Below are 20,616 nucleotides of genomic sequence, written 5' to 3' on the forward strand. Positions count from 1 at the left end.
GACGAAGGGGATCGAACCCTCGACAACGGGAGTCACAATCCCGTGCTCTACCAACTGAGCTACGCCCACCATATTGCCTTTGCTGCTTTACTTGTGCCAAAGCTGCCTAATGGCGCACCCGGCAGGACTCGAACCTGCGACCATCCGCTTAGAAGGCGGATGCTCTATCCAGCTGAGCTACGGGCGCCTTATTAATCTGTACTCTGTGACGATTACAAACTAAGTGCTTTCAGTATCACCAAGCTGGACAACAACTTCGCTCTACCTTCTTAACCAGTGCTAGGCTGTGCCCGACAAGTGCGACGAATGTTATAGACGACCCTGAAAGTCGTCAACTGTTTTTTCAAAAAAGTTCAGAAATATAAAGGAGTTAGGGGAATTAGCAGACCAAGCGCCTTTGCCCGTACGCCACGGCATGCGAGAATGCACGTCCTTTCTCCACCCTTTACGATGGTTAATCACGCGTAATGACTGCACAACTAATCGACGGCAAAGCGATCGCCGCCAACCTGCGCAAGCAGATTGCCAAACGCGTCGCCGAGCGTCACGAGCAAGGCCTGCGCACTCCTGGTCTGGCAGTGATTCTGGTCGGCAGCGATCCTGCCTCCCAGGTTTATGTTTCGCACAAGCGTAAAGACTGCGAAGAGGTAGGCTTTCTCTCACAGGCCTATGACCTGCCGTCCGACACCACTCAGCAAGCGCTGACCGACTTGATCGACCGTCTTAATGATGACGCAAACATCGACGGCATCCTGCTGCAACTGCCGTTGCCTGAGCATCTGGACGCTTCCAGCCTGCTGGAGCGCATCCGCCCTGACAAAGACGTCGACGGTTTCCACCCGTATAACGTAGGCCGTCTGGCCCAGCGCATTCCATTGCTGCGCCCGTGCACCCCTAAAGGCATCATGACCCTGCTGGAAAGCACCGGTCAGGACCTGTACGGAATGGACGCTGTTATTGTCGGCGCCTCCAACATTGTGGGTCGCCCCATGGCCATGGAACTGCTGCTGGCGGGCTGCACCGTGACCGTGACCCACCGCTTCACCAAGGATCTGGCTGGCCACGTAGGTCGTGCCGACCTGGTGGTAGTGGCTGCCGGCAAACCTGGCCTGGTCAAGGGTGAGTGGATCAAGGAAGGCGCCATCGTGATCGACGTTGGCATCAACCGTCAGGCGGATGGCAAGCTGGTCGGCGACGTGGTTTACGAGACCGCCCTGCCCCGCGCCGGCTGGATCACCCCGGTACCTGGCGGTGTTGGCCCGATGACCCGCGCCTGCCTGCTGGAAAATACGCTGTATGCAGCTGAGACATTGCACGGCTAAGCCTTGGCGTCTCGCAAAAAAAACGGCACCTTCGAGTGCCGTTTTTTATTGCAAAAAATCAAAAGATCGCGAGACAAGCTCGCTCCTACAAAGGAATTTCGACCACCCAGACAAACAAAAACCCGCATAAGGCGGGCTTTGTTTGAACAGCGAACAGCTTAGTCAGCCAGACGCCAGGTGGTGCCACCCTTGCCGTCTTCCAGCACAACGCCCATTGCCGTGAGCTGGTCGCGGATGCGATCCGACTCAGCCCAGTCCTTGCCCGCGCGCGCAGCCAAACGAGCCGCAATCAAAGCATCAACTTGCGCCGCATCAACTCGCCCTTCAGCGCCCGCCTGCAAAAAGTCATCGGCTTCGAGCTGCAATACACCCAGCACATCGGCCAACTCTTTAAGACGCGCTGCCAAACCGGCCGCCGCCAATTCGTCCGACTCACGCAAACGGTTAATCTCGCGAACCATTTCGAATAGCACCGCACAGGCTTCGGGCGTACCGAAGTCGTCATTCATCACTTGAGTGAAGCGTTCTACAAACGCCTCACCACCGGCCGGCGCCACTTTCGGCAAGCCTTTGAGTGCGTGATAGAACCGCTCAAGCGCCGCTTTCGCGTCCTTGAGGTTGTCTTCGGAGTAGTTGATCGAGCTACGGTAGTGGCTGGAAACCAACAGGTAACGCACCACTTCCGGATGATATTTCTCCAGAACGTCGCGAATGGTGAAGAAGTTGTTCAAGGATTTGGACATCTTCTCGCCATTGATGCGAATCATCCCGCAGTGCATCCAGGCATTGGCGTAGGTTTTACCCGTGGCCGCCTCGCTTTGGGCGATTTCGTTTTCATGGTGCGGGAATTCCAGATCGCTGCCGCCGCCATGAATATCGAACGTCTCGCCCAGGCAGCAGGTCGACATCACCGAGCACTCAATGTGCCAGCCCGGACGCCCTGGACCCCACGGCGACTCCCAGTTTGGCTCGCCCGGCTTGACGCCTTTCCACAGCACGAAGTCCAGCGGATCGTCTTTGGCCTCGTCGACTTCGATGCGAGCACCGATGCGCAAGTCTTCGATCTTTTTGCGCGACAGCTTGCCGTAGCCCATGAACTTGGCAACGCGGTAGTACACGTCACCATTGCCAGGTGCGTAGGCGTAGCCCTTGTCGATCAAGGTCTGGATCATCGCGTGCATGCCGGCGATATGGTCGGTGGCACGCGGCTCCATGTCCGGCTTCTTGATGTTCAGCCGGGCTTCGTCTTCATGCATCGCGGCGATCATGCGCTCAGTCAGTGCTTCAAACGTTTCACCGTTTTCATTCGCACGATTGATGATCTTGTCGTCGATATCGGTGATGTTGCGCACATACGTCAAATCGTAACCGCTAAAACGCAACCAGCGCGTCACCAGGTCGAAGGCAACCATGCTGCGACCGTGACCCAAGTGGCAGTAGTCGTACACGGTCATGCCGCAAACGTACATGCGCACCTTGTTGCCATCCAGAGGCTTGAAAACTTCTTTGCTCTTGGTGAGCGTGTTGTAGATCGTTAGCACGAGCTCTTCCTTAAAACTTGATCACTGGCCCCACGAATCACGCAGAGTCACGGTACGGTTGAATACCGGCTGACCTGGTTTCGAGTCCTTGATGTCTGCGCAGAAGTAACCTTCGCGCTCGAACTGGAAACGATCTTCCGGCTGTGCATTGCCCAGCGAGGGTTCAGCACGACAACCGGTCAGCACTTGCAGCGAGTCAGGGTTGATGTTTTCCAGGAAGCCAGCGCCATCCTCGGCCTTTTCAGGGTTCGGCGAACGGAACAGGCGATCGTACAGACGCACTTCACACTCGACGCTGGCTGCCGCCGGCACCCAATGCACCACACCTTTGACCTTGCGGCCTTCAGGGTTTTTGCCCAGGGTTTCAGGGTCGTACGAGCAGTGCAGCTCAATGATGTTGCCGTCAGCATCTTTAATTGCTTCATCGGCACGAATCACATAGCTGCCGCGCAGACGCACTTCGCCCGCAGGCTCAAGGCGCTTGTAACCTTTTGGCGGCTCTTCCATGAAATCGTCACGATCGATGTAAATCTCACGCGCGAATGGCAGCACGCGCACACCCATGTCTTCTTTAGGGTGGCAAGGCAGCTCAAGGTTTTCGACCTTGTCTTCAGGGTAGTTGGTGATGATCACTTTCAACGGGCGCAGCACGCACATGGCACGCGGGGCGCTGTGATCGAGGTCATCACGGATGCTGAATTCCAGCATGCCGAAATCCACTACACCGTCCGAGCGGTTAGTGCCGACCATGTCGCAGAAGTTGCGGATCGACTTGGGCGTGTAACCACGACGGCGGAAACCCGACAGCGTCGACATGCGCGGGTCGTCCCAACCGTTCACGTGCTTTTCATCCACCAGCAGTTTGAGCTTGCGCTTGCTGGTGATGGTGTAGTTCAGGTTCAGGCGCGAGAACTCGTACTGACGCGGCTTGCTCGGCACCGGCAGGCTGTCGAGGAACCACTCATACAGAGGGCGATGGCTTTCGAACTCCAGGGTGCAGATGGAATGGGTGATGCCTTCGATGGCGTCCGACTGACCGTGAGTGAAGTCGTAGTTCGGGTAGATGCACCACTTGTCACCGGTCTGGTGGTGGTGGGCATGGCGGATGCGATACATGATCGGGTCGCGCAGGTTCATGTTCGGCGAAGCCATGTCGATCTTGGCACGCAGCACGCGGGCGCCGTCCGGAAATTCACCGGCGCGCATGCGGGCGAACCAGTCCAGGTTCTCTTCGACCGAACGGTCGCGGAACGGGCTGTTCTTGCCTGGCTCGGTCAGGGTGCCACGGTATTCCTTGGCTTGCTCAGGACTCAGGTCGTCGACATAGGCCTTGCCAGCCTTGATCAGCTCGACCGCCCAGTCATGCAACTGATCGAAATAGTGCGATGCATAGCGCACTTCGCCAGACCACTGGAAGCCCAGCCACTTCACGTCGCTTTCGATCGCGTCGATGTATTCCTGGTCTTCCTTGGCCGGGTTGGTGTCGTCAAAACGCAAGTGCGTGACGCCGCCAAATTCCTCGGCCAGGCCAAAGTTCACGCAAATGGATTTGGCGTGGCCAATGTGCAAGTAGCCGTTAGGCTCAGGCGGGAAGCGGGTCACGATCTGTTGGCATTTACCCGATTCAAGGTCCGCCTGCACGATTGGGCGCAGAAAATTGGCCGGTACAGCTGGGCCAGCCTTTGGATTCAGAGTGGGGTCGACAGTGGGCTTGCTCATAGGATCCTTGAACGTAACGGGTGCGCGGCCTGGAGCGGCCGACGAAATCAAAGCGCCTATCATAGCCGATGCTGTCAAGTCCCTGACAGAGCAGGCGACCAATCAAAGCAATTGAAATAGGGCTTTTAGCCCCCATATCGCAAAAACACCATCGAAATGCTCTGCGGGCAGGCTAAACTTCGCCCGCGGCTGTATCTACCCAGCCCAACCGGGGCTGACGGTGTCATACGATTTCCTCGCCCAACGAATTCTCTGATAGAGCGATAACGACATGTCAAAAGTAAAACTGACCACCAACCACGGCGACATCGTGATTGAACTGAACGCTGAAAAGGCGCCAATTACTGTCGCTAACTTCCTCGAATACGTAAAAGCCGGCCACTACGAAAACACTGTTTTCCACCGTGTAATCGGTAACTTCATGATTCAGGGCGGCGGTTTTGAACCTGGCATGAAAGAAAAGAAAGACAAGCGCCCAAGCATCCAGAACGAGGCGGATAACGGCCTGTCGAACGACAAGTACACCATCGCCATGGCTCGCACCATGGAGCCGCATTCGGCTTCCGCGCAGTTCTTCATCAACGTGGCTGACAACAGCTTCCTGAACCACAGCGGCAAAAACGTTCAGGGCTGGGGCTACGCAGTGTTCGGCAAAGTGACCGAAGGCCAGGACGTTGTTGACAAGATCAAAGGCGTTTCGACCGGTTCCAAAGCGGGCCACCAGGACGTACCGGCAGAAGACGTGATCATCGAGAAAGCCGAGATCATTGAGTGATACTGCTGATTTCAGATTTGCATCTGGAAGAGGAGCGCCCGGACATTACCCGGGCGTTTCTGGATTTCCTGTCCGGGCGCGCGCGCTCGGCACAGGCGCTGTACATTTTGGGAGATTTTTTTGAAGCCTGGATCGGCGACGATGCAATGACGCCCTACCAGCGCTCCATCTGCGAAGCGCTACGCGAATTGAGTGACAGCGGTACGAAGGTATTCCTGATGCACGGCAATCGCGATTTTCTGCTCGGCCAGGCCTTTTGCAAGGCGGCTGGCTGCACCCTGCTTAAAGACCCGAGCGTGGTCGATTTCTACGGCGAGCCGGTTTTATTGATGCACGGCGACAGCCTGTGTACCCGCGACGAAGCCTACATGCGTATGCGACGCTACCTGCGCAACCCGGTGACGGTGTGGATCTTGCGCCACTTGCCGTTGAGCACTCGCCATAAGTTGGCGCGCAAGCTGCGCAGCGAAAGCCGTGCGCAAACCCGCATGAAAGCCAACGACATTGTCGACGTGACCCCCGAGGAAGTACCGCGGATCATGGAGCACTTCGGGGTCAAGACCCTGATTCATGGCCACACCCACCGCCCCGCGATACACAAATTGCAACTTGGCGATTACGCCGCCAAGCGCATCGTACTCGGCGACTGGGACAAACAAGGCTGGGCCTTGCAAGTGGACGAACAGGGCATGCAACTGGCGCCGTTTGAGTTCGCCAATCCGCAACTGGCGCTACCTCACGCCACCCAATAAACACTGCCCACTGTAGGAGCGAGCTTGCCTCGCGATCTTTTAAAAAATCAAAAGATCGCGAGACAAGCTCGCTCCTACGAGGTTTGCGTGCGATCAGGCGTTAATGCCCGCTCGCCGCCGGTCCTGGCTTGGCGGCAAATGGCGGTTTGGCCAGCCATACCAGCAAGATCAAGCCCATAAACATCCAGCCCATCAGCGTGAAGTAGTCCACGGTCGAGAGCATGTACGCCTGACTGGTAAGCACTTGATCGAGCTGGGCATAAGCCTGGTTGCTCGCCCCACCCAAGCTGTCCAGCGCATGCCGGGTGACCGGATCATAGGTACTCAAGCTTTCACTCATGTAGGCATGATGCTGATCGGCACGACGAATCCAGATCCAGGTGGTCAGGGACGCAGCAAAACTACCGCCCAATGTCCGCAGGAACGTGGCCAGCCCCGCGCCGTCAGCAATTTGATGAGGCGGCAAGTCCGACATCAGAATGCTCAAGGTCGGCATAAAGAACAGCGCCACCCCGATCCCCATAAACAGTTGCACCAGTGCAACGTGCTGGAAGTCGACCTCATTGGTGAAATCGGCACGCATGAAGCAGCTCAGGCCGATCGCCAAAAAGGCCAGCCCGGCAAGCAGGCGCAGGTCGAACTTGTTCGCGTACTTGCCCACAAAAGGCGACATCAATACCGGCAAGATCCCAATCGGCGCCACCGCCAACCCCGCCCATGTCGCTGTATAACCCATTTGGGTCTGCAACCATTGCGGCAAGATCAGGTTGATACCGAAGAACCCGGCATAGCCCAGCACCAACACGATGGTGCCGATCCGGAAGTTGCGGTAAGCAAACAGGCGCAGGTTCACAATCGGGTGTTTGTCGGTCATTTCCCAAATGACAAAGGCCGCCAACGCCACCACGGACAACGCCGTGCCCAGCAGGATGAAGTTGGATTCGAACCAGTCCAGGTCATTACCTTTGTCGAGCACAATCTGTAGCGCGCCAACACCAATGATCAGCGTAATAAGCCCTACGTAGTCCATCGGCTGGCGAGTAATCACCACCGGGCGAGCCTTGAGCTGCTGACGCACCACCAGCACCGCAAAGATGCCAATCGGGATGTTAATAAAGAAGATCCACGGCCAACTGTAACTGTCCGTAATCCAGCCACCCAAAATCGGCCCGGCAATCGGCGCCACCACCGTGACCATCGCCAGCAATGCCAATGCCATACCCCGTTTCGCTGGGGGGTACACCGCAATCAACAAGGTTTGCGTCATCGGATACAGCGGCCCGGCCACCAGACCTTGCAGCACACGAAAACCCACCAGCTCAGGCATGGACGTCGAAATACCGCACAAGAATGAAGCCAGTACAAACAGCACCGTGGCCCACAAAAACAGTTTCACTTCGCCAAAGCGCCGACTCAACCAGCCCGTCAATGGCAAGGCAATCGCGTTACTCACCGCAAAAGAAGTAATAACCCACGTACCCTGCTCCGAACTCACCCCCAGGTTGCCGGAAATAGTCGGCAAGGCAACGTTGGCGATGGTGGTGTCGAGCACCTGCATAAAGGTCGCCAGCGACAGGCCAATGGTGGCGAACAGCAGGCTGGGCGGGGTAAAAGACGCGTTTGTGCTCATCGCAAATCCTTTAAAACCAGGGGGACAGCCCCGCCAGTGCAGCGGGGCTTATGGATTGGCGAATTAGCGTTGGGCGGCGGAAGTGCCCGCCACAGCGCTGTTGCTTTCGATCAGGCGGGAAATCAGGGTGTCTGCTTCAGCCAGCTGTTGCTCGTACACGTTGGTGGTGAACATCGCCTTCTGCGGAGGCTGTTGCGCCAGCACCGGGCCGCTCTGGTCATGCAGGTTCACGTCAACCGTGGTCGACAGCCCGATGCGCAGCGGGTGCTTGGCCAGCTCATCGGCATTGATGTGGATACGCACCGGAACACGCTGAACGATTTTGATCCAGTTGCCGGTAGCGTTTTGCGCTGGCAACAGGGCAAACGCGCTGCCGGTGCCCGCACCGATGCTGTCGACGGTGCCGCTGTACTTGACGTTGCTGCCATACAGGTCCGATTCAATTTCAACCGGCTGGCCAATGCGCATCTTGTCCAGTTGGGTTTCCTTGAAGTTGGCGTCGATCCACAGCTGGTTAAGCGGGATAACCGCCATCAACGCGGTGCCTGGCTGAACGCGCTGCCCTAATTGCACGGTACGTTTGGCGACATAGCCGGTCACCGGCGCAATCAACGTGGTGCGTGCGTGTTCCAGATACGCCTGACGCAATTGCGCAGCGGCGGCCAGCACATCCGGATGGTTGGCAATGGCCGTGTTGTCTACCAGTGCGCTGGTGGTGTCGAGTTGCTGCTCGTTATTGCGTAAGGCACTTTGTGCAGACGCCAGGTCATCCCGCGCATGGGACAGCTCTTCTTGGGAAATAGCCCCGCTTGCTGCCAGGTTTTTCCGGCGATTGAAGTTGTCCTGGGCTTTTTGCACGGCGACTTTTTGCGCCGCCACCTGCGCTTTGGTACCGCTTACGTTACTGAACAGGCCGCGAACCTGACGCACGGTACGGGCCAGGTTGGCTTCGGCGCTCTGCAAGCCGACCAGCGAATCGCTCGGGTCAAAGTTAAGCAGCACCTGCCCTTCATGAACCAGATCGCCATCATCGGCGCCGATGCTCACCACCGTCCCCGCAACCAATGGCGTGATTTCGACCACGTTACCGTTGACATAGGCGTCGTCGGTGCTTTCGCTCCAGCGACCATACAACTCATGCCAGCCCCAGACGCCCAGGCCGACCAGGATGACCAAAATGGCCAGGCCACTCAGCCAGAGTTTACGTTTACGCTGATTACCAGCGTCCTGATTGTGTTGCGCTTCATTCGGTGTTTGCACAGTAGCCATGACGATTACCTAAATTATTCTGCCAGGGAGGCTTGAACAGGAACGGCCGCAGCCGCATTGCCGGGCTCAAAGCCACCGCCCAGGGCTTGCATCAGTTGAATCGAAAGCGTGATCTGCTCAGCATTCAGGTCAGCCAGTTGGCGCTGCGCCTGGAGCAATTGCTGCTCGATGCTGAGGACATCCAGGTAACTGCCGATGCCGGATTCGTAGCGCTGTAATCCCGAGTCATACGACTGCTGGGCAATATCAGCCGCGCGTTTCTGAGTGCTGACTTGCTCGCTCATGGCGTTCAATTGCTCGAGGGTATCGCTGACATCACCGAGGGCGGCCACCAGCGTCTTGTTGTACTGCGCGACGGCCAGGTCGTAATTGGCGTCTTCGGCATCCAGCCCGGCACGCAGACGGCCGCCGTCAAAAATCGGCAGCGAAATGGCCGGGGCGATGTTCATAAAGCGGCTGGCCGAACCAAACAGCGCATCGCCCAGCAAGGACTGAGTCCCGGCAGCGGCACTCAAATTGAGGTTGGGGTAAAAACGTGTTTTGGCTGCGGCAATATTTTTACTGGCCGCTTCGACCCGCCAGCGTGCCGCCACAATATCGGGGCGACGGCCCAGCAACTCGGCGGGCAACGTGCTTGGCACAGCCACGGCGGCGGGAGTCAAAATCTGCGGACGGGCAATTTCGAAGCCACGGTCCGGTCCTTTACCCAGCAACACGGCCAGGGCGATATGAGCGCTCTTGACCTGTTTCTGTGCATTGATCACCTGCTCCTGGGAGCTGGCTTCCAGGCTTTCGGTCTGCTGGTACTGATAGTGGCTGTCGATACCGGCCTGCAACCGCTGCTTGCTCAAATCGAGCATTTTGCGGGTGCGCTGAAGGTCATCTTTCGACAGATCCAGCACGCTGTAGGCATGCCCGAGATTGCTGTAGGCCTTTGCCACATCGGCCGCCAGGGTCAGGCTCGCAGCATGGCTGTCGACTTCGGCAGCGCGGGCTTCGCCCAAAGCCGCTTCCCAGGCATCCCGCTGGCCGCCCCACAGGTCGAAGGTGTAATTGAAGGTCAGACCGATGTCACGCACCGTGTCATAACGACCGCCCTGGCCGGTTGGATCCTGGGAGCGCGATAGCCGCGAGCGCGTCACATCCGCCTCGGCGTCCAGCGTCGGCATGCGTGCCGCATTGGCAGCGCCGGCGGCGGCAGTGGCCTGATGCACACGGGCACTGGCTATCTGCATGTCCGGGCTGTCACGCAATGCCTCGTCGACCAAGCCATTCAACTGGCTGTCGCCCAAGCGCTTCCACCAGTCCTTTTGCGGCCAGGCTGCCGGGGTCACATTGATGCCCTTGAGGGCTTGAGCGGACTGGAGGCTTTTCGCATCCAGGCGCGCGCCTTCGGTGGTCAAACCGCTGTAGCTGGCACAACCTGCCAACGCAAGGGACACACACATCAGGCTTAAGCCTGTTCGTAATGCTCTGTTGCTCATTTTTCACCCAAGCGTTGGATAGTGATCGGATCACCGGCCGCCAGCAGTATTTTTTTAAGGATCTGTTCCAGGCTTTGCAGTTCTTGTGGGCTGATTGCACCCGCCAATTGATTCATGGCATCAGCGCCAATCGTCGGGAGCCGATCTGCCAGCGCCTGCCCGTCTTCAGTCAGCACAAGACGTACCTGGCGCCTGTCGGCGTCAGAGCGTTGGCGAATCAAAAGACTCTTTTGCTCAAGGCGATCGAGCATGCGCGTCATCGAGCCGCTGTCCAGTGACAAGTGGCGGCACAGCTCGGCCGGAGTATCGACAGCAAATTGCGCCATGATGATCAGCACCTTGAACTGCGCAGCAGTGATGCCGTAAGGCTCCATGTGCGTGTCGATGATGCGGTCTTTAAGCAAGGCTGCACGTCCCAAAAGCAAACCCAGGGTGCAGTTTTGAAAAGTATCGGGCTGGAAGTGTTTCATCAGGACACCAGAAAGCTGCCTAGGCAGGAATGTAACCAAATACTACTGCTTAGGCAGCTAATGTCAAGATTATAAATAGCAGGCTAACTATTGAGATGTAGGAATGGGTTATCGCTACTGCAGGAGATCAGTCTTCGCGTAGCGCGCAGACCTCCGAGAATCGACAGCAACCCCCTATCGATGCCCTCTCCTTTGGGAGAGGGGGTCCTTAGATCAAGATCAAAAGATCGCGAGCAAGCTCGCTCCTACAGGTCTTGTGGCGCACATTGGCGACTTAAGACTGAGCGGGCACGCCGCTGTGGAAGCGGAATTCAACATCGGGGGTTTCAATAAGCTCTTGCTCGGCCGCCCTCACCCGCTCGATGACTTGAGCAATGTCTTTGGCGTCGCCGTATTGATAGGCCAGTTTCAAATAGCCCTGAAAATGACGGGCCTCGCTTTTGAGCAGGCCGTAGTAGAACTTGCCGAGTTCTTCGTCCAAATGCGGCACCAACGCTTCGAAACGCTCGCAACTGCGCGCTTCAATAAACGCCCCGACCACCAACGTATCCACCAGCTTTACCGGCTCGTGGTTACGCACCACTTTGCGTAAACCCGAGGCGTAACGACCCGCCGACAATTGGCGCAATTCGATTTTGCGCTTTTTCATCAAGCGCATGACCTGCTCGTGGTGCACCAGCTCTTCACGGGCCAGGCGCGACATCATATTGATCAGGTCAACGTGCGAGTGGTACTTGGCAATCAGGCTCAACGCCGTACTGGCGGCCTTGAATTCGCAGTTTTTGTGGTCAATCAGCAGGGTTTCCTGATCGGCCAATGCAGCAGCGATCCAGCCGTCAGGGGTACGGCAACCCAAGAACTCATGGATTTCAGGAAGGTTCATGCACGCACTCCCGAACACTGGAGATTGCACAACGGGCCGAACGTGTTTTGAGGTATCGCTGACATGAGGCTCACAAAGGCTGGACGAGGCGAAAGGCGCCGATTATACGGGCCATGTGCCACAGCACCAACCGCGCAACTTGATATGCATCAACGTCCGAATTACTGATGAGCAACTATAGTGCTCGCATCCACCCTTATTGCACATGGAGTGAACGGTCATGCAAACCATACGTAGCCTGTTGGTCGTCATCGAACCCCATCTGATGGAAAGCTTCGCCCTCAAGCGCGCCAAAGAAATCGCCAAAGCCTCCAAAGCGCATTTACACCTGTTGATCGGCGACAAAGAGCACAATCACTCAGCCTTGCTCAATGTCCTGACCAACAGCCTGATCACCGAAGGCTACAGCGTGACGTCGCGTCAGGCCTGGCACGACAGCCTACCCACCACCATCATCAAGGAGCAGCAAATCGAGGGTTGCGGGCTGGTGATCAAGCAACACGTTGACGACTCCATCCTGAAAAAGATCCTGCTCACCCCCGAAGACTGGAAGCTGCTACGCGAATGCCCTGTCCCGGTCTTGCTGGTCAGAACCACCAAGCCCTGGAGCAACGGAGTGGTGCTGGCCGCCGTCGATGTAGGCAACGGCGACGAAGACCACATGGCGCTGCACAAAACCATCATCGACCAGGGTTTTCGCATTGCCAGCCTGACCCACGGCGAACTGCACGTCGTCAGTGCGCACCCGGCGCCCACCCTGGCGGTGATGGATGCGGCTTACCCGATCGACACCGAATACGAAGCCAGCTTTCGGGCGGCCAGCAAGGAGTTCCAGCGCCGCTTCGAAATCAGCGACGAGCGCATGCACATTAAAGAAGGCCCGGCAGACATCATCATTCAGCAGGTCGCCAGAAAGCTCGACGCTGTGGTGACGGTAATCGGTACTGTGGCGCGCACCGGCTTGTCAGCGGCCTTGATCGGCAACACCGCAGAAATCGTGATCGACAAGCTTGAGTCCGACGTTCTGGTGCTCAAGCCCGAAGACATCGTCAAGGAACTGGAACAAAAAGTGTAGGAGCGAGCTTGCCTCGCGATCTTTTGATCGTTTAAAGATCGCGAGGCAGAGGGCCGGGACCTATTGCCCCATCGCATCCTTGAGAAAGCCCGGGGCGATGTAGCGCTCGTAGTGCGCTTCGGACAAGAGGAAAAATTCCCGATCAATGGCGTCACGCAACTCCGGCAGCCCCCAGTCACGAAACTCAGGCAACAACACCATCCCGTACATCTCCAACTGATTGATCACCCGTGCGCCACGGGCTATCAATTGGTACGCCCAGCAATATTCAGATTGCTTCTCTACGAAACGTATTTTTCGGGTAATCATCTGATTGCGCAGCGCCGGCGGGTCGAACACCTCGACCTTGGCCGCCATGACCTGCACTAAAAGCTGTTCGAGCCGCAGCCAGACAGCGCGTTTTTCGTCCTCGTTGTAACCGTTCCAGTGGATCACTTCGTGGTGGAAACGCTTGCAGCCACGGCACACGAGGTCTCCGTAAACCGTTGAGCACAGGCCGATACAAGGGGTCTTGATGGTTTGGTTGGGCATGGCGAAATAGAGCACTGCAGAGTGAAACAGACGGCCATGTTAGCCCTTTGTCTAACGCAGATCACCCCTCAACCTTCAGGGCCTAACTTACCTTTAACAAGTTTTTGCCGTAGAATCAGCCTGCCTTTTAAGGCGCCAATGTCCGTTGGAAGCTGTTTTCAAAGCGTCACGAGCACAGTTGATCCTGAAGAACGGTGTTGGTGCGGGGTGTTTGCACAGCAAATGCCCCCATCAACCTTCATCATCCCGCCGTTCGGATGGCGTAAAACTTTGAAAACAGCTTCTGTTGGGAATCCTTGAAACTCTGGCTAAGCGGCTCAAAAAGCCCTGCAGCGCACGAGTACCTGGCATTCCTGGATGAGCGTCCCGGACACCCATTTGGGACCAATGATGAGGGTAATAACTGTGCTTGAAGCCTACCGCAAACATATCGAAGAGCGCGCAGCCCTGGGTATCGTTCCCCAGCCGCTTAACGCCGAACAAACTGCAGGCCTGGTTGAGCTGCTGAAAAACCCGCCTGCCGGCGAAGAAGAATTCCTCGTTGACCTGATCACCAACCGCATTCCACCTGGTGTTGACGAAGCTGCCTACGTAAAAGCCGGCTTCCTGGCCGCCATCGCGAAAGGTGAAGCAACCTCCCCCCTGATCACCAAACAACGCGCTGTTGAACTGCTTGGCACCATGCAAGGCGGCTACAACATCGTGACCCTGGTTGATCTGCTGGACGACGCAGAGCTGGCACCGGTTGCCGCTGCGCAACTCAAGCACACCCTGCTGATGTTTGATGCCTTCCACGACGTCGCTGAAAAAGCCAAAAACGGCAATGCTCACGCTAAAGCCGTGATTGAGTCCTGGGCTGACGGCGAGTGGTTCAAAAACCGCCCGACACTGGCAGACAAAATCAGCCTGCGCGTGTTCAAGGTTACCGGCGAAACCAACACCGACGACCTGTCGCCTGCACCAGACGCCTGGTCGCGCCCGGACATCCCGCTGCACGCCCTGGCCATGCTGAAAATGGCCCGTGACGGTATCGTGCCGGACGTTCAAGGCTCCATCGGCCCGATGAAGCAAATTGAAGAAATGCGCGGTCAGGGCTTCCCTATTGCCTACGTCGGTGACGTAGTCGGTACCGGTTCGTCGCGTAAGTCGGCCACCAACTCCGTACTGTGGTTCTTCGGCGACGACGTTCCTTATGTACCGAACAAGCGTGCAGGCGGCTTCTGCTTCGGCAGCAAAATCGCTCCAATCTTCTACAACACCATGGAAGATGCTGGCGCACTGCCAATCGAGTTCGACGTCAGCAACATCAACATGGGCGACGTGATCGACCTGTACCCGCACGCTGGCAAAGTGTGCAAGCACGGTACTGACGAAGTCATCACCACCTTCGAACTGAAAACTCCCGTTCTGCTGGACGAAGTTCGCGCCGGTGGCCGTATCCCTCTGATCATCGGCCGTGGCCTGACCGAGAAGGCTCGTGCCGAGCTGGGTCTGGGCCCTACCGATCTGTTCAAAAAGCCTGAAGCACCTGTTGAAAGCACCAAGGGTTACACCCTGGCGCAAAAAATGGTTGGCAAGGCCTGCGGCGTGACTGGCGTTCGTCCAGGCACTTACTGCGAGCCGAAGATGACCACCGTAGGTTCTCAGGACACCACCGGTCCAATGACCCGTGACGAACTGAAAGACCTGGCGTGCCTGGGCTTCTCCGCTGACCTGGTGATGCAGTCGTTCTGCCACACCGCGGCCTATCCAAAGCCGATCGACGTCACCACGCACCACACCCTGCCAGACTTCATCATGACCCGTGGCGGTGTTTCCCTGCGTCCGGGCGACGGCATCATCCACAGCTGGCTTAACCGCATGCTGCTGCCTGACACCGTCGGCACTGGTGGCGACTCCCACACTCGCTTCCCAATGGGCATCTCGTTCCCTGCCGGTTCGGGTCTGGTAGCGTTCGCTGCAGCCACTGGCGTAATGCCACTAGACATGCCGGAATCGGTTCTGGTTCGCTTCAAAGGCGAAATGCAGCCGGGCATCACCCTGCGTGACCTGGTACACGCCATTCCTTACGTCGCTATCCAGAAAGGTCTGCTGACGGTCGAGAAGAAAGGCAAGATCAACGAATTCTCGGGTCGCATCCTGGAAATCGAAGGTCTGGACAACCTGAGCATCGAGCAAGCGTTCGAACTGTCCGACGCCTCGGCAGAACGTTCGGCGGCTGGCTGCACCATCAAGCTGTCCAAAGAATCGATCACCGAATACCTGAACTCCAACATCACCCTGCTGCGCTGGATGATTGCGGAAGGTTACGGCGACGTGCGTACCCTTGAGCGTCGCGCTCAAGCGATGGAAGCCTGGGTTGCCAACCCTGAGCTGATGGAAGCCGATGCTGACGCCGAATACGCGCACATCATCGAAATCGATCTGGCCGACATCAAAGAGCCTGTGCTCTGCGCACCAAACGACCCGGATGACGCCCGTCTGCTGTCCAGCGTTGCTGGCGAGAAAATCGACGAAGTGTTCATCGGTTCGTGCATGACCAACATCGGCCACTTCCGCGCTGCGGGCAAGTTGCTGGACAAGGTCAAAGGTCAGCTGCCAACTCGTCTGTGGCTGTCGCCTCCGACCAAAATGGACGCTCACCAACTGACCGAAGAAGGCTACTACGGCATCTACGGCAAAGCCGGCGCACGCATGGAAATGCCAGGCTGCTCGCTGTGCATGGGTAACCAGGCACGCGTTGAGCCGAACTCCACTGTAGTGTCGACTTCGACCCGTAACTTCCCGAACCGTCTGGGTGACGGTGCCAACGTTTACCTGGCTTCGGCTGAGTTGGCGTCGGTGGCTTCGATCCTGGGCCGTCTGCCTTCGGTTGAGGAATACCTGGCTTACGCAGCAGAGATCAACACCATGGCAACGGACGTGTACCGTTACCTGAGCTTTGATCAGATCGCTGAATTCCGTGAGTCGGCAGCCAATGCCAACATCCCGGTCATTCAAGCGTAAGCTGATGCCGTAACGAAAAAGCCCCGGTTCTCTTGCGAGAGCCGGGGCTTTTTCTTGCCTGCGCTTCGAGCTTTACAGCAGAGGCGCTACCACCTGCTGCTCACGTGGCCAGGCATCCAGCACCGCCTTGCACAGGGTGGCCAGCGGGATCGCAAAAAACACCCCCCAAAAGCCCCACAACCCGCCGAACAGCAACACCGCACAAATAATGGCCACCGGGTGCAAACTCACCGCCTCAGAGAACAACAATGGCACCAGCACGTTGCCGTCCAGGGTCTGAATGATCCCGTACACCGCCATCAGGTAGATGAACTGGTCGCTCCAGCCCCACTGGAACAACGCAATTAGCATGACAGGCACCGTCACCACCACCGCGCCCACATACGGCACCACCACCGACACACCCACCAGCAACGCCAGCAACGCCGCGTAATTCAGGCCCATGGTGACGAAGGCGATGTAGGTCACGCCGCCGCAGATGATGATTTCGATGACCTTGCCGCGAATATAGTTGGCGATCTGCCGGTTCATTTCCTCGGCCACACGGGTAATCAGCGCACGCTCGCGGGGTAAATAACCGCGAACCCAACGACCAATCAGCGCACGGTCTTTCAGGAAGAAGAACACCAGAATCGGCACCAGCACCAGATAGATCATGATGTTGACCAGCAGCGGCAAACTGGACAGCGAGAAAGTCAGCGCCAATTGGCCAAACTTGCCGATCTCACCGCGCGCCACCTCGATGGCTTGCAGCACCTGCTCGTCCGACACCAGATGCGGGTAACGCTCAGGCAGCAGCAACAGCAGCGACTGCCACTTGGCCAGCATCCCCGGCAATTCATTGAACAAGGTGATCAACTGGTGCCACAGCAAAGGCACGACCACGATCATAAACACCAGCAGCAGCCCCATAAACAGGGCAAACACCAGCCCGACCGCCGCCCCGGCAGGTACTCGCAGGCGTTCAAGCGCCACCACCAGGCCCTGCATCAGATACGCCAGCACCATGCCGGCCAACACCGGTGCGAGCATGCCGCCCAAGGTCAGCACTGCCGTAAAGGCCAGCACCAACAACACCGCCAGCACCACGGCCTCCTCATCAGAGAAGTAGCGCTGCACCCAATTTCGTAACACTTTGAACATCGAAATTCCTTAAGAGAAAACGCCGCCCGGCCTCAGGCCTTGCGTAACCAGTAGCGATAGGTGCCAGAATCTTCTTCTTCACGCAGCAGCTCATGCCCTGCCAGACGTGCGAATGCCCGAAAATCGCGTAGCGAACCGGCGTCCGTCGCGATGACTTTCAAGGTCTGCCCCTGGGCCAGACGGTTAAGCTCCAGCTTGGCCTTGAGCAACGGCAGTGGGCAGCTCAGGCCACTGGCATCCACTAGCGCATCATGCGCCAACGCATCAGTCATTTTTTACTTCCTCAGGCATGCCTATGGGTGGCATTTTTTAGCTCGCTAGAATACCCCAAGCAGACCGCCACTGGTCGCCAGCCGAGTGTCCAGCTACAGTAAGCGCTTTATTGATTAGAGCTTTGTGCATGAATTTTCTGCGCCCGACCCTGTTGACGCTCGCTTGCCTGCTCGCATCACCGAGTTTCGCAGACGATTTACCGTCTCTGGGTGACGCCAGCTCGGCCATCGTGTCTCCGCAGCAAGAGTATCAACTCGGCCGTGCCTGGTTGAGCATGCTGCGCAGTCAGGTGTCGCAGCTCAATGACCCGCAACTCAAGGACTACGTCGAAACCAGCGTCTACAAACTGGTCGAAACCAGCCAGGTGCAGGACCGGCGTCTGGAATTCATTCTGATCAACAGCCCGCAGCTCAACGCCTTCGCGGCGCCCGGCGGGATTATCGGAGTCAACGGCGGGTTGTTCCTCAACGCCCAGACTGAAGGCGAATACGCCTCGGTACTCGCCCACGAACTTGCTCACTTGTCGCAACGCCACTTTGCCCGCGGTGTAGAAGCCCAGCAACGCATGCAACTGCCCATGATGGCGGCCCTGCTCGCCGGTATTGTGATCGCCGCCTCGGGCGCCGGTGACGCCGGTATTGCCACCATCGCCGGCACCCAGGCAGCGGCCTTTCAGGAGCAACGACGTTTCTCGCGCCAGAACGAGCAAGAGGCTGACCGTATCGGCATCCTCAACCTTGAAAAGGCCGGTTACGACCCGCGCTCCATGCCCACCATGTTTGAGCGCTTGATGCGCCAGTATCGCTTTGATGCCAAGCCGCCTGAATTTTTGCTGACTCACCCGGTGACCGAGTCGCGTATTGCCGACACCCGCAACCGCGCCGAACAGGCCAAAATCGGCGGCACCGAAGACAGCCTGCGCTATCAACTGATTCGTGCCCGGGTCCAACTGCAATACGAAGACACACCGGGCTTGGCCGCCAAGCGGTTCCGCCAGCAGTTGGATGAAAACCCAAAAAATGACGTCGCCCGTTACGGTCTGGCGATTGCCCAAATCAAGGGCAGCCAGTTCAACGAAGCCCGCACCACCCTGAAGCCGTTGCTGGACAAGGCGCCCAACGACATCACCTACAACCTGGCGCAAATCGAGCTGGACATGGACAGCAACCGTCTGGCCGATGCCCAGCAGCGGGTCGACAGAATGCGCACGCTGTACCCTGGCAACTACCCGTTGAATCAGGTCCGGGTCGACTTGCTGCTCAAGCAAAATCGCCCGGCCGATGCCGAAAAAGCCCTGGACGCCCTGCTCAAAAGCCGCCCGGATGACCCGGACGTCTGGTATCAGGTAGCAGAAACCCGCGGGTTGTCGGGCAACATCATTGGCCTGCACCAGGCCCGCGCCGAGTACTTCGCCTTGATGGGCGACTACCGTCAGGCCATCCAGCAAATCGCCTTTGCGAAAAAGCTCACCAACAACTTCCAGCTGTCGTCACGCCTCGATGCACGCCAGCGCGAGCTGATGGATCAAGAGCGGGCGATCAAAGACATGATGAACTGACCCAACACCATAAACCGGTAGGAGCGAGCTTGCCTCGCGATCTTTTAAGGTTCAAAAGATCGCGAGGCAAGCTCGCTCCTACAAGTGGATCTGGTTGGGTTTAGGCGTTACCCGCCAGTTTCAAGCGCGCGGCCTGGGTAAAATCCAGCATGCGTTTGAGCGGGCGAACGGCGTGGGGCACCAGAGCCGGGTCGACAAAGATCTCGTTTGTGCCCTTTTGCAGACACTCAAGGGTGCGCTCCAGGGTGTTCATGGCCATCCACGGGCAATGCGCACAACTGCGGCACGCCGCGCCGTTACCGGCAGTCGGGGCTTCGATAAAGACTTTGTCCGGGCACAACTGCTGCATTTTGTAAAAAATGCCGCGGTCGGTAGCGACGATAAAGGTTTTGTTCGGCAGCTTTTGCGCAGCGGCAATCAGTTGGCTGGTGGAACCCACCGCGTCTGCCAGCTCAATCACCGACTCCGGCGACTCCGGGTGCACCAGAATCGCGGCGTCCGGGTACAAAGCCTTCATGTCTTCCAGTTGCTTGGACTTGAACTCTTCGTGAACGATGCAAGCACCGTCCCACAGCAGCATGTCTGCCCCGGTCTGACGCTGGATGTAACGCCCCAGGTGCTTGTCCGGGCCCCAAATGATTTTCTCGCCGTTGTCCATCAGGGTTTCGACGATTTCCAGTGCACAACTGGACGTCACCACCCAATCGGCCCGCGCTTTAACGGCCGCCGAGGTGTTGGCGTACACCACCACGGTGCGCTCGGGGTGTTGATCGCAAAACGCCGAGAACTCTTCGACCGGGCAGCCCAGGTCCAGCGAACACGTGGCCTCCAGGGTCGGCATCAGCACGCGTTTTTCAGGGGTCAGGATTTTTGCCGTCTCCCCCATGAACCGCACGCCTGCCACCAAAATGGTCTTGGCCGGGTGAGCAGCGCCAAAACGCGCCATTTCAAGGGAGTCAGACACGCAACCACCGGTTTCTTCGGCCAGGGCCTGGATCACCGGGTCACAGTAGAAGTGCGCGACCAGTACCGCATCACGCGCTTTGAGTTCGGCAGCAATGGCTGCACGCAGCGTCGCCTCTTGCTCGGCAGTCAAAGGCGTTGGCTGCTTGGCATCGAGGTGGGCTTGGACCAGAAGTCGTTCAGAAATTTGCGTCATGTTCGCAAGACCTGCAAGCGCTAAGG

Annotated in this window: 17 protein-coding genes and 1 tRNA gene; 6 read left to right on the forward strand and 12 right to left on the reverse strand. The window is 57.6% G+C overall.

The window, feature by feature from the left end; all coding sequences use genetic code 11:
* Positions 1–110 precede the first annotated feature (110 nt).
* Positions 111–187 (reverse strand) — tRNA-Arg (locus GHO25_RS19050).
* 280 nt (positions 188–467) lie between these two features.
* Here GHO25_RS19050 and folD point away from each other — a divergent pair.
* On the forward strand, positions 468–1,322 hold the full coding sequence (gene folD / locus GHO25_RS19055; RefSeq protein WP_048373029.1) for a bifunctional methylenetetrahydrofolate dehydrogenase/methenyltetrahydrofolate cyclohydrolase FolD: 855 nt from the start codon (positions 468–470) through the stop codon (positions 1,320–1,322).
* A 158-nt stretch (positions 1,323–1,480) separates the two neighbouring features.
* On the opposite strand, the gene cysS is transcribed toward folD, so the two are convergent.
* Together cysS and GHO25_RS19065 are read right to left on the reverse strand one after the other, a co-directional pair.
* Positions 1,481–2,863: a cysteine--tRNA ligase gene (cysS, locus tag GHO25_RS19060; RefSeq protein WP_178110147.1), complete on the reverse strand. Its 1,383-nt coding sequence runs from the start codon at positions 2,861–2,863 to the stop codon at positions 1,481–1,483.
* Positions 2,864–2,884: 21 nt separating this feature from the next.
* Positions 2,885–4,582, reverse strand: a complete 1,698-nt coding sequence (locus tag GHO25_RS19065) for a glutamine--tRNA ligase/YqeY domain fusion protein (protein WP_153330168.1) — start codon at positions 4,580–4,582, stop codon at positions 2,885–2,887.
* Positions 4,583–4,853: 271 nt separating this feature from the next.
* On the opposite strand from GHO25_RS19065, the gene GHO25_RS19070 reads away from it, so the two are divergent.
* On the forward strand, positions 4,854–5,357 hold the full coding sequence (locus GHO25_RS19070; protein WP_048387287.1) for a peptidylprolyl isomerase: 504 nt from the start codon (positions 4,854–4,856) through the stop codon (positions 5,355–5,357).
* Entirely contained in the window at positions 5,354–6,109 is a 756-nt protein-coding gene (gene lpxH, locus GHO25_RS19075) for a UDP-2,3-diacylglucosamine diphosphatase (RefSeq protein WP_178110148.1), read from the forward strand. The genes GHO25_RS19070 and lpxH overlap by 4 nt, the downstream gene beginning before the upstream one ends.
* 100 nt (positions 6,110–6,209) lie before the next feature.
* Here the strand turns inward: lpxH and GHO25_RS19080 are convergent, their stop codons facing one another.
* The 5 genes from GHO25_RS19080 to GHO25_RS19100 all read right to left on the reverse strand — a co-directional run bounded on the left by GHO25_RS19080 (position 6,210) and on the right by GHO25_RS19100 (position 11,845).
* Positions 6,210–7,739, reverse strand: coding sequence for a DHA2 family efflux MFS transporter permease subunit (locus GHO25_RS19080; RefSeq protein WP_048387284.1), 1,530 nt, complete (start codon positions 7,737–7,739; stop codon positions 6,210–6,212).
* 63 nt (positions 7,740–7,802) lie between these two features.
* Positions 7,803–9,008, reverse strand: coding sequence for an efflux RND transporter periplasmic adaptor subunit (locus GHO25_RS19085; RefSeq protein WP_048387282.1), 1,206 nt, complete (start codon positions 9,006–9,008; stop codon positions 7,803–7,805).
* A 14-nt stretch (positions 9,009–9,022) separates the two neighbouring features.
* Positions 9,023–10,492 carry an efflux transporter outer membrane subunit gene (locus tag GHO25_RS19090; RefSeq protein ID WP_153391776.1) on the reverse strand — a complete coding sequence of 490 codons (1,470 nt, stop codon included), beginning with the start codon at positions 10,490–10,492 and terminating at the stop codon, positions 9,023–9,025.
* The gene (locus tag GHO25_RS19095; RefSeq protein WP_048387277.1) at positions 10,489–10,962 is read right to left on the reverse strand and encodes a MarR family winged helix-turn-helix transcriptional regulator; all 474 of its coding nucleotides are present in this window, start codon (positions 10,960–10,962) and stop codon (positions 10,489–10,491) included. The genes GHO25_RS19090 and GHO25_RS19095 overlap by 4 nt, the downstream gene beginning before the upstream one ends.
* Positions 10,963–11,236: 274 nt before the next feature.
* Positions 11,237–11,845: a tRNA-(ms[2]io[6]A)-hydroxylase gene (locus GHO25_RS19100; RefSeq protein ID WP_048387275.1), complete on the reverse strand. Its 609-nt coding sequence runs from the start codon at positions 11,843–11,845 to the stop codon at positions 11,237–11,239.
* Positions 11,846–12,065: 220 nt separating this feature from the next.
* Here GHO25_RS19100 and GHO25_RS19105 point away from each other — a divergent pair, with 220 nt between their 5' ends.
* Positions 12,066–12,920, forward strand: a complete 855-nt coding sequence (locus GHO25_RS19105; RefSeq protein WP_153391778.1) for a universal stress protein — start codon at positions 12,066–12,068, stop codon at positions 12,918–12,920.
* A 60-nt stretch (positions 12,921–12,980) separates the two neighbouring features.
* Here the strand turns inward: GHO25_RS19105 and GHO25_RS19110 are convergent, their stop codons facing one another.
* Complete coding sequence (locus GHO25_RS19110) at positions 12,981–13,451, reverse strand: DUF1289 domain-containing protein (RefSeq protein ID WP_153391780.1); 471 nt, start codon at positions 13,449–13,451, stop codon at positions 12,981–12,983.
* 405 nt (positions 13,452–13,856) lie between these two features.
* On the opposite strand from GHO25_RS19110, the gene acnB reads away from it, so the two are divergent.
* Complete coding sequence (gene acnB, locus GHO25_RS19115) at positions 13,857–16,457, forward strand: bifunctional aconitate hydratase 2/2-methylisocitrate dehydratase (protein WP_178110150.1); 2,601 nt, start codon at positions 13,857–13,859, stop codon at positions 16,455–16,457.
* Between the two features lie 72 nt (positions 16,458–16,529).
* On the opposite strand, the gene GHO25_RS19120 is transcribed toward acnB, so the two are convergent.
* Positions 16,530–17,600: an AI-2E family transporter gene (locus GHO25_RS19120; protein ID WP_048370431.1), complete on the reverse strand. Its 1,071-nt coding sequence runs from the start codon at positions 17,598–17,600 to the stop codon at positions 16,530–16,532.
* Positions 17,601–17,632: 32 nt separating this feature from the next.
* Positions 17,633–17,872: a sulfurtransferase TusA family protein gene (locus tag GHO25_RS19125; RefSeq protein WP_048370433.1), complete on the reverse strand. Its 240-nt coding sequence runs from the start codon at positions 17,870–17,872 to the stop codon at positions 17,633–17,635.
* A gap of 128 nt (positions 17,873–18,000) precedes the next feature.
* Between GHO25_RS19125 and GHO25_RS19130 the strand changes: the two genes are divergently transcribed.
* A complete protein-coding gene (locus GHO25_RS19130) occupies positions 18,001–19,431 on the forward strand; it encodes a M48 family metalloprotease (RefSeq protein WP_048387271.1) in 1,431 nt (476 codons plus the stop codon).
* 100 nt (positions 19,432–19,531) lie between these two features.
* Here GHO25_RS19130 and nadA read toward each other — a convergent pair whose 3' ends face one another.
* The gene (gene nadA / locus GHO25_RS19135) at positions 19,532–20,590 is read right to left on the reverse strand and encodes a quinolinate synthase NadA (RefSeq protein ID WP_048370437.1); all 1,059 of its coding nucleotides are present in this window, start codon (positions 20,588–20,590) and stop codon (positions 19,532–19,534) included.
* Between the last annotated feature and the right edge of the window lie 26 nt (positions 20,591–20,616).

The organism is Pseudomonas sp. FSL R10-1350, from assembly GCF_009600525.1.
GTDB classification, from domain to species: domain Bacteria; phylum Pseudomonadota; class Gammaproteobacteria; order Pseudomonadales; family Pseudomonadaceae; genus Aquipseudomonas; species Aquipseudomonas helleri.

What these genes read in the sequence shown, in the direction of transcription:
- GHO25_RS19070 (WP_048387287.1), top strand. Translation starts at nt 4,854, where the DNA reads ATGTCAAAAGTAAAACTGACCACCAACCACGGCGACATCGTGATTGAA.
- GHO25_RS19130 (WP_048387271.1), top strand. Translation starts at nt 18,001, where the DNA reads ATGAATTTTCTGCGCCCGACCCTGTTGACGCTCGCTTGCCTGCTCGCA.
- GHO25_RS19125 (WP_048370433.1), bottom strand. Translation starts at nt 17,872, where the DNA reads ATGACTGATGCGTTGGCGCATGATGCGCTAGTGGATGCCAGTGGCCTG.
- GHO25_RS19095 (WP_048387277.1), bottom strand. Translation starts at nt 10,962, where the DNA reads ATGAAACACTTCCAGCCCGATACTTTTCAAAACTGCACCCTGGGTTTG.
- folD (WP_048373029.1), top strand. Translation starts at nt 468, where the DNA reads ATGACTGCACAACTAATCGACGGCAAAGCGATCGCCGCCAACCTGCGC.
- GHO25_RS19090 (WP_153391776.1), bottom strand. Translation starts at nt 10,492, where the DNA reads ATGAGCAACAGAGCATTACGAACAGGCTTAAGCCTGATGTGTGTGTCC.
- GHO25_RS19100 (WP_048387275.1), bottom strand. Translation starts at nt 11,845, where the DNA reads ATGAACCTTCCTGAAATCCATGAGTTCTTGGGTTGCCGTACCCCTGAC.
- GHO25_RS19085 (WP_048387282.1), bottom strand. Translation starts at nt 9,008, where the DNA reads ATGGCTACTGTGCAAACACCGAATGAAGCGCAACACAATCAGGACGCT.
- nadA (WP_048370437.1), bottom strand. Translation starts at nt 20,590, where the DNA reads ATGACGCAAATTTCTGAACGACTTCTGGTCCAAGCCCACCTCGATGCC.
- GHO25_RS19080 (WP_048387284.1), bottom strand. Translation starts at nt 7,739, where the DNA reads ATGAGCACAAACGCGTCTTTTACCCCGCCCAGCCTGCTGTTCGCCACC.
- GHO25_RS19110 (WP_153391780.1), bottom strand. Translation starts at nt 13,451, where the DNA reads ATGCCCAACCAAACCATCAAGACCCCTTGTATCGGCCTGTGCTCAACG.
- GHO25_RS19105 (WP_153391778.1), top strand. Translation starts at nt 12,066, where the DNA reads ATGCAAACCATACGTAGCCTGTTGGTCGTCATCGAACCCCATCTGATG.
- GHO25_RS19065 (WP_153330168.1), bottom strand. Translation starts at nt 4,582, where the DNA reads ATGAGCAAGCCCACTGTCGACCCCACTCTGAATCCAAAGGCTGGCCCA.
- GHO25_RS19120 (WP_048370431.1), bottom strand. Translation starts at nt 17,600, where the DNA reads ATGTTCAAAGTGTTACGAAATTGGGTGCAGCGCTACTTCTCTGATGAG.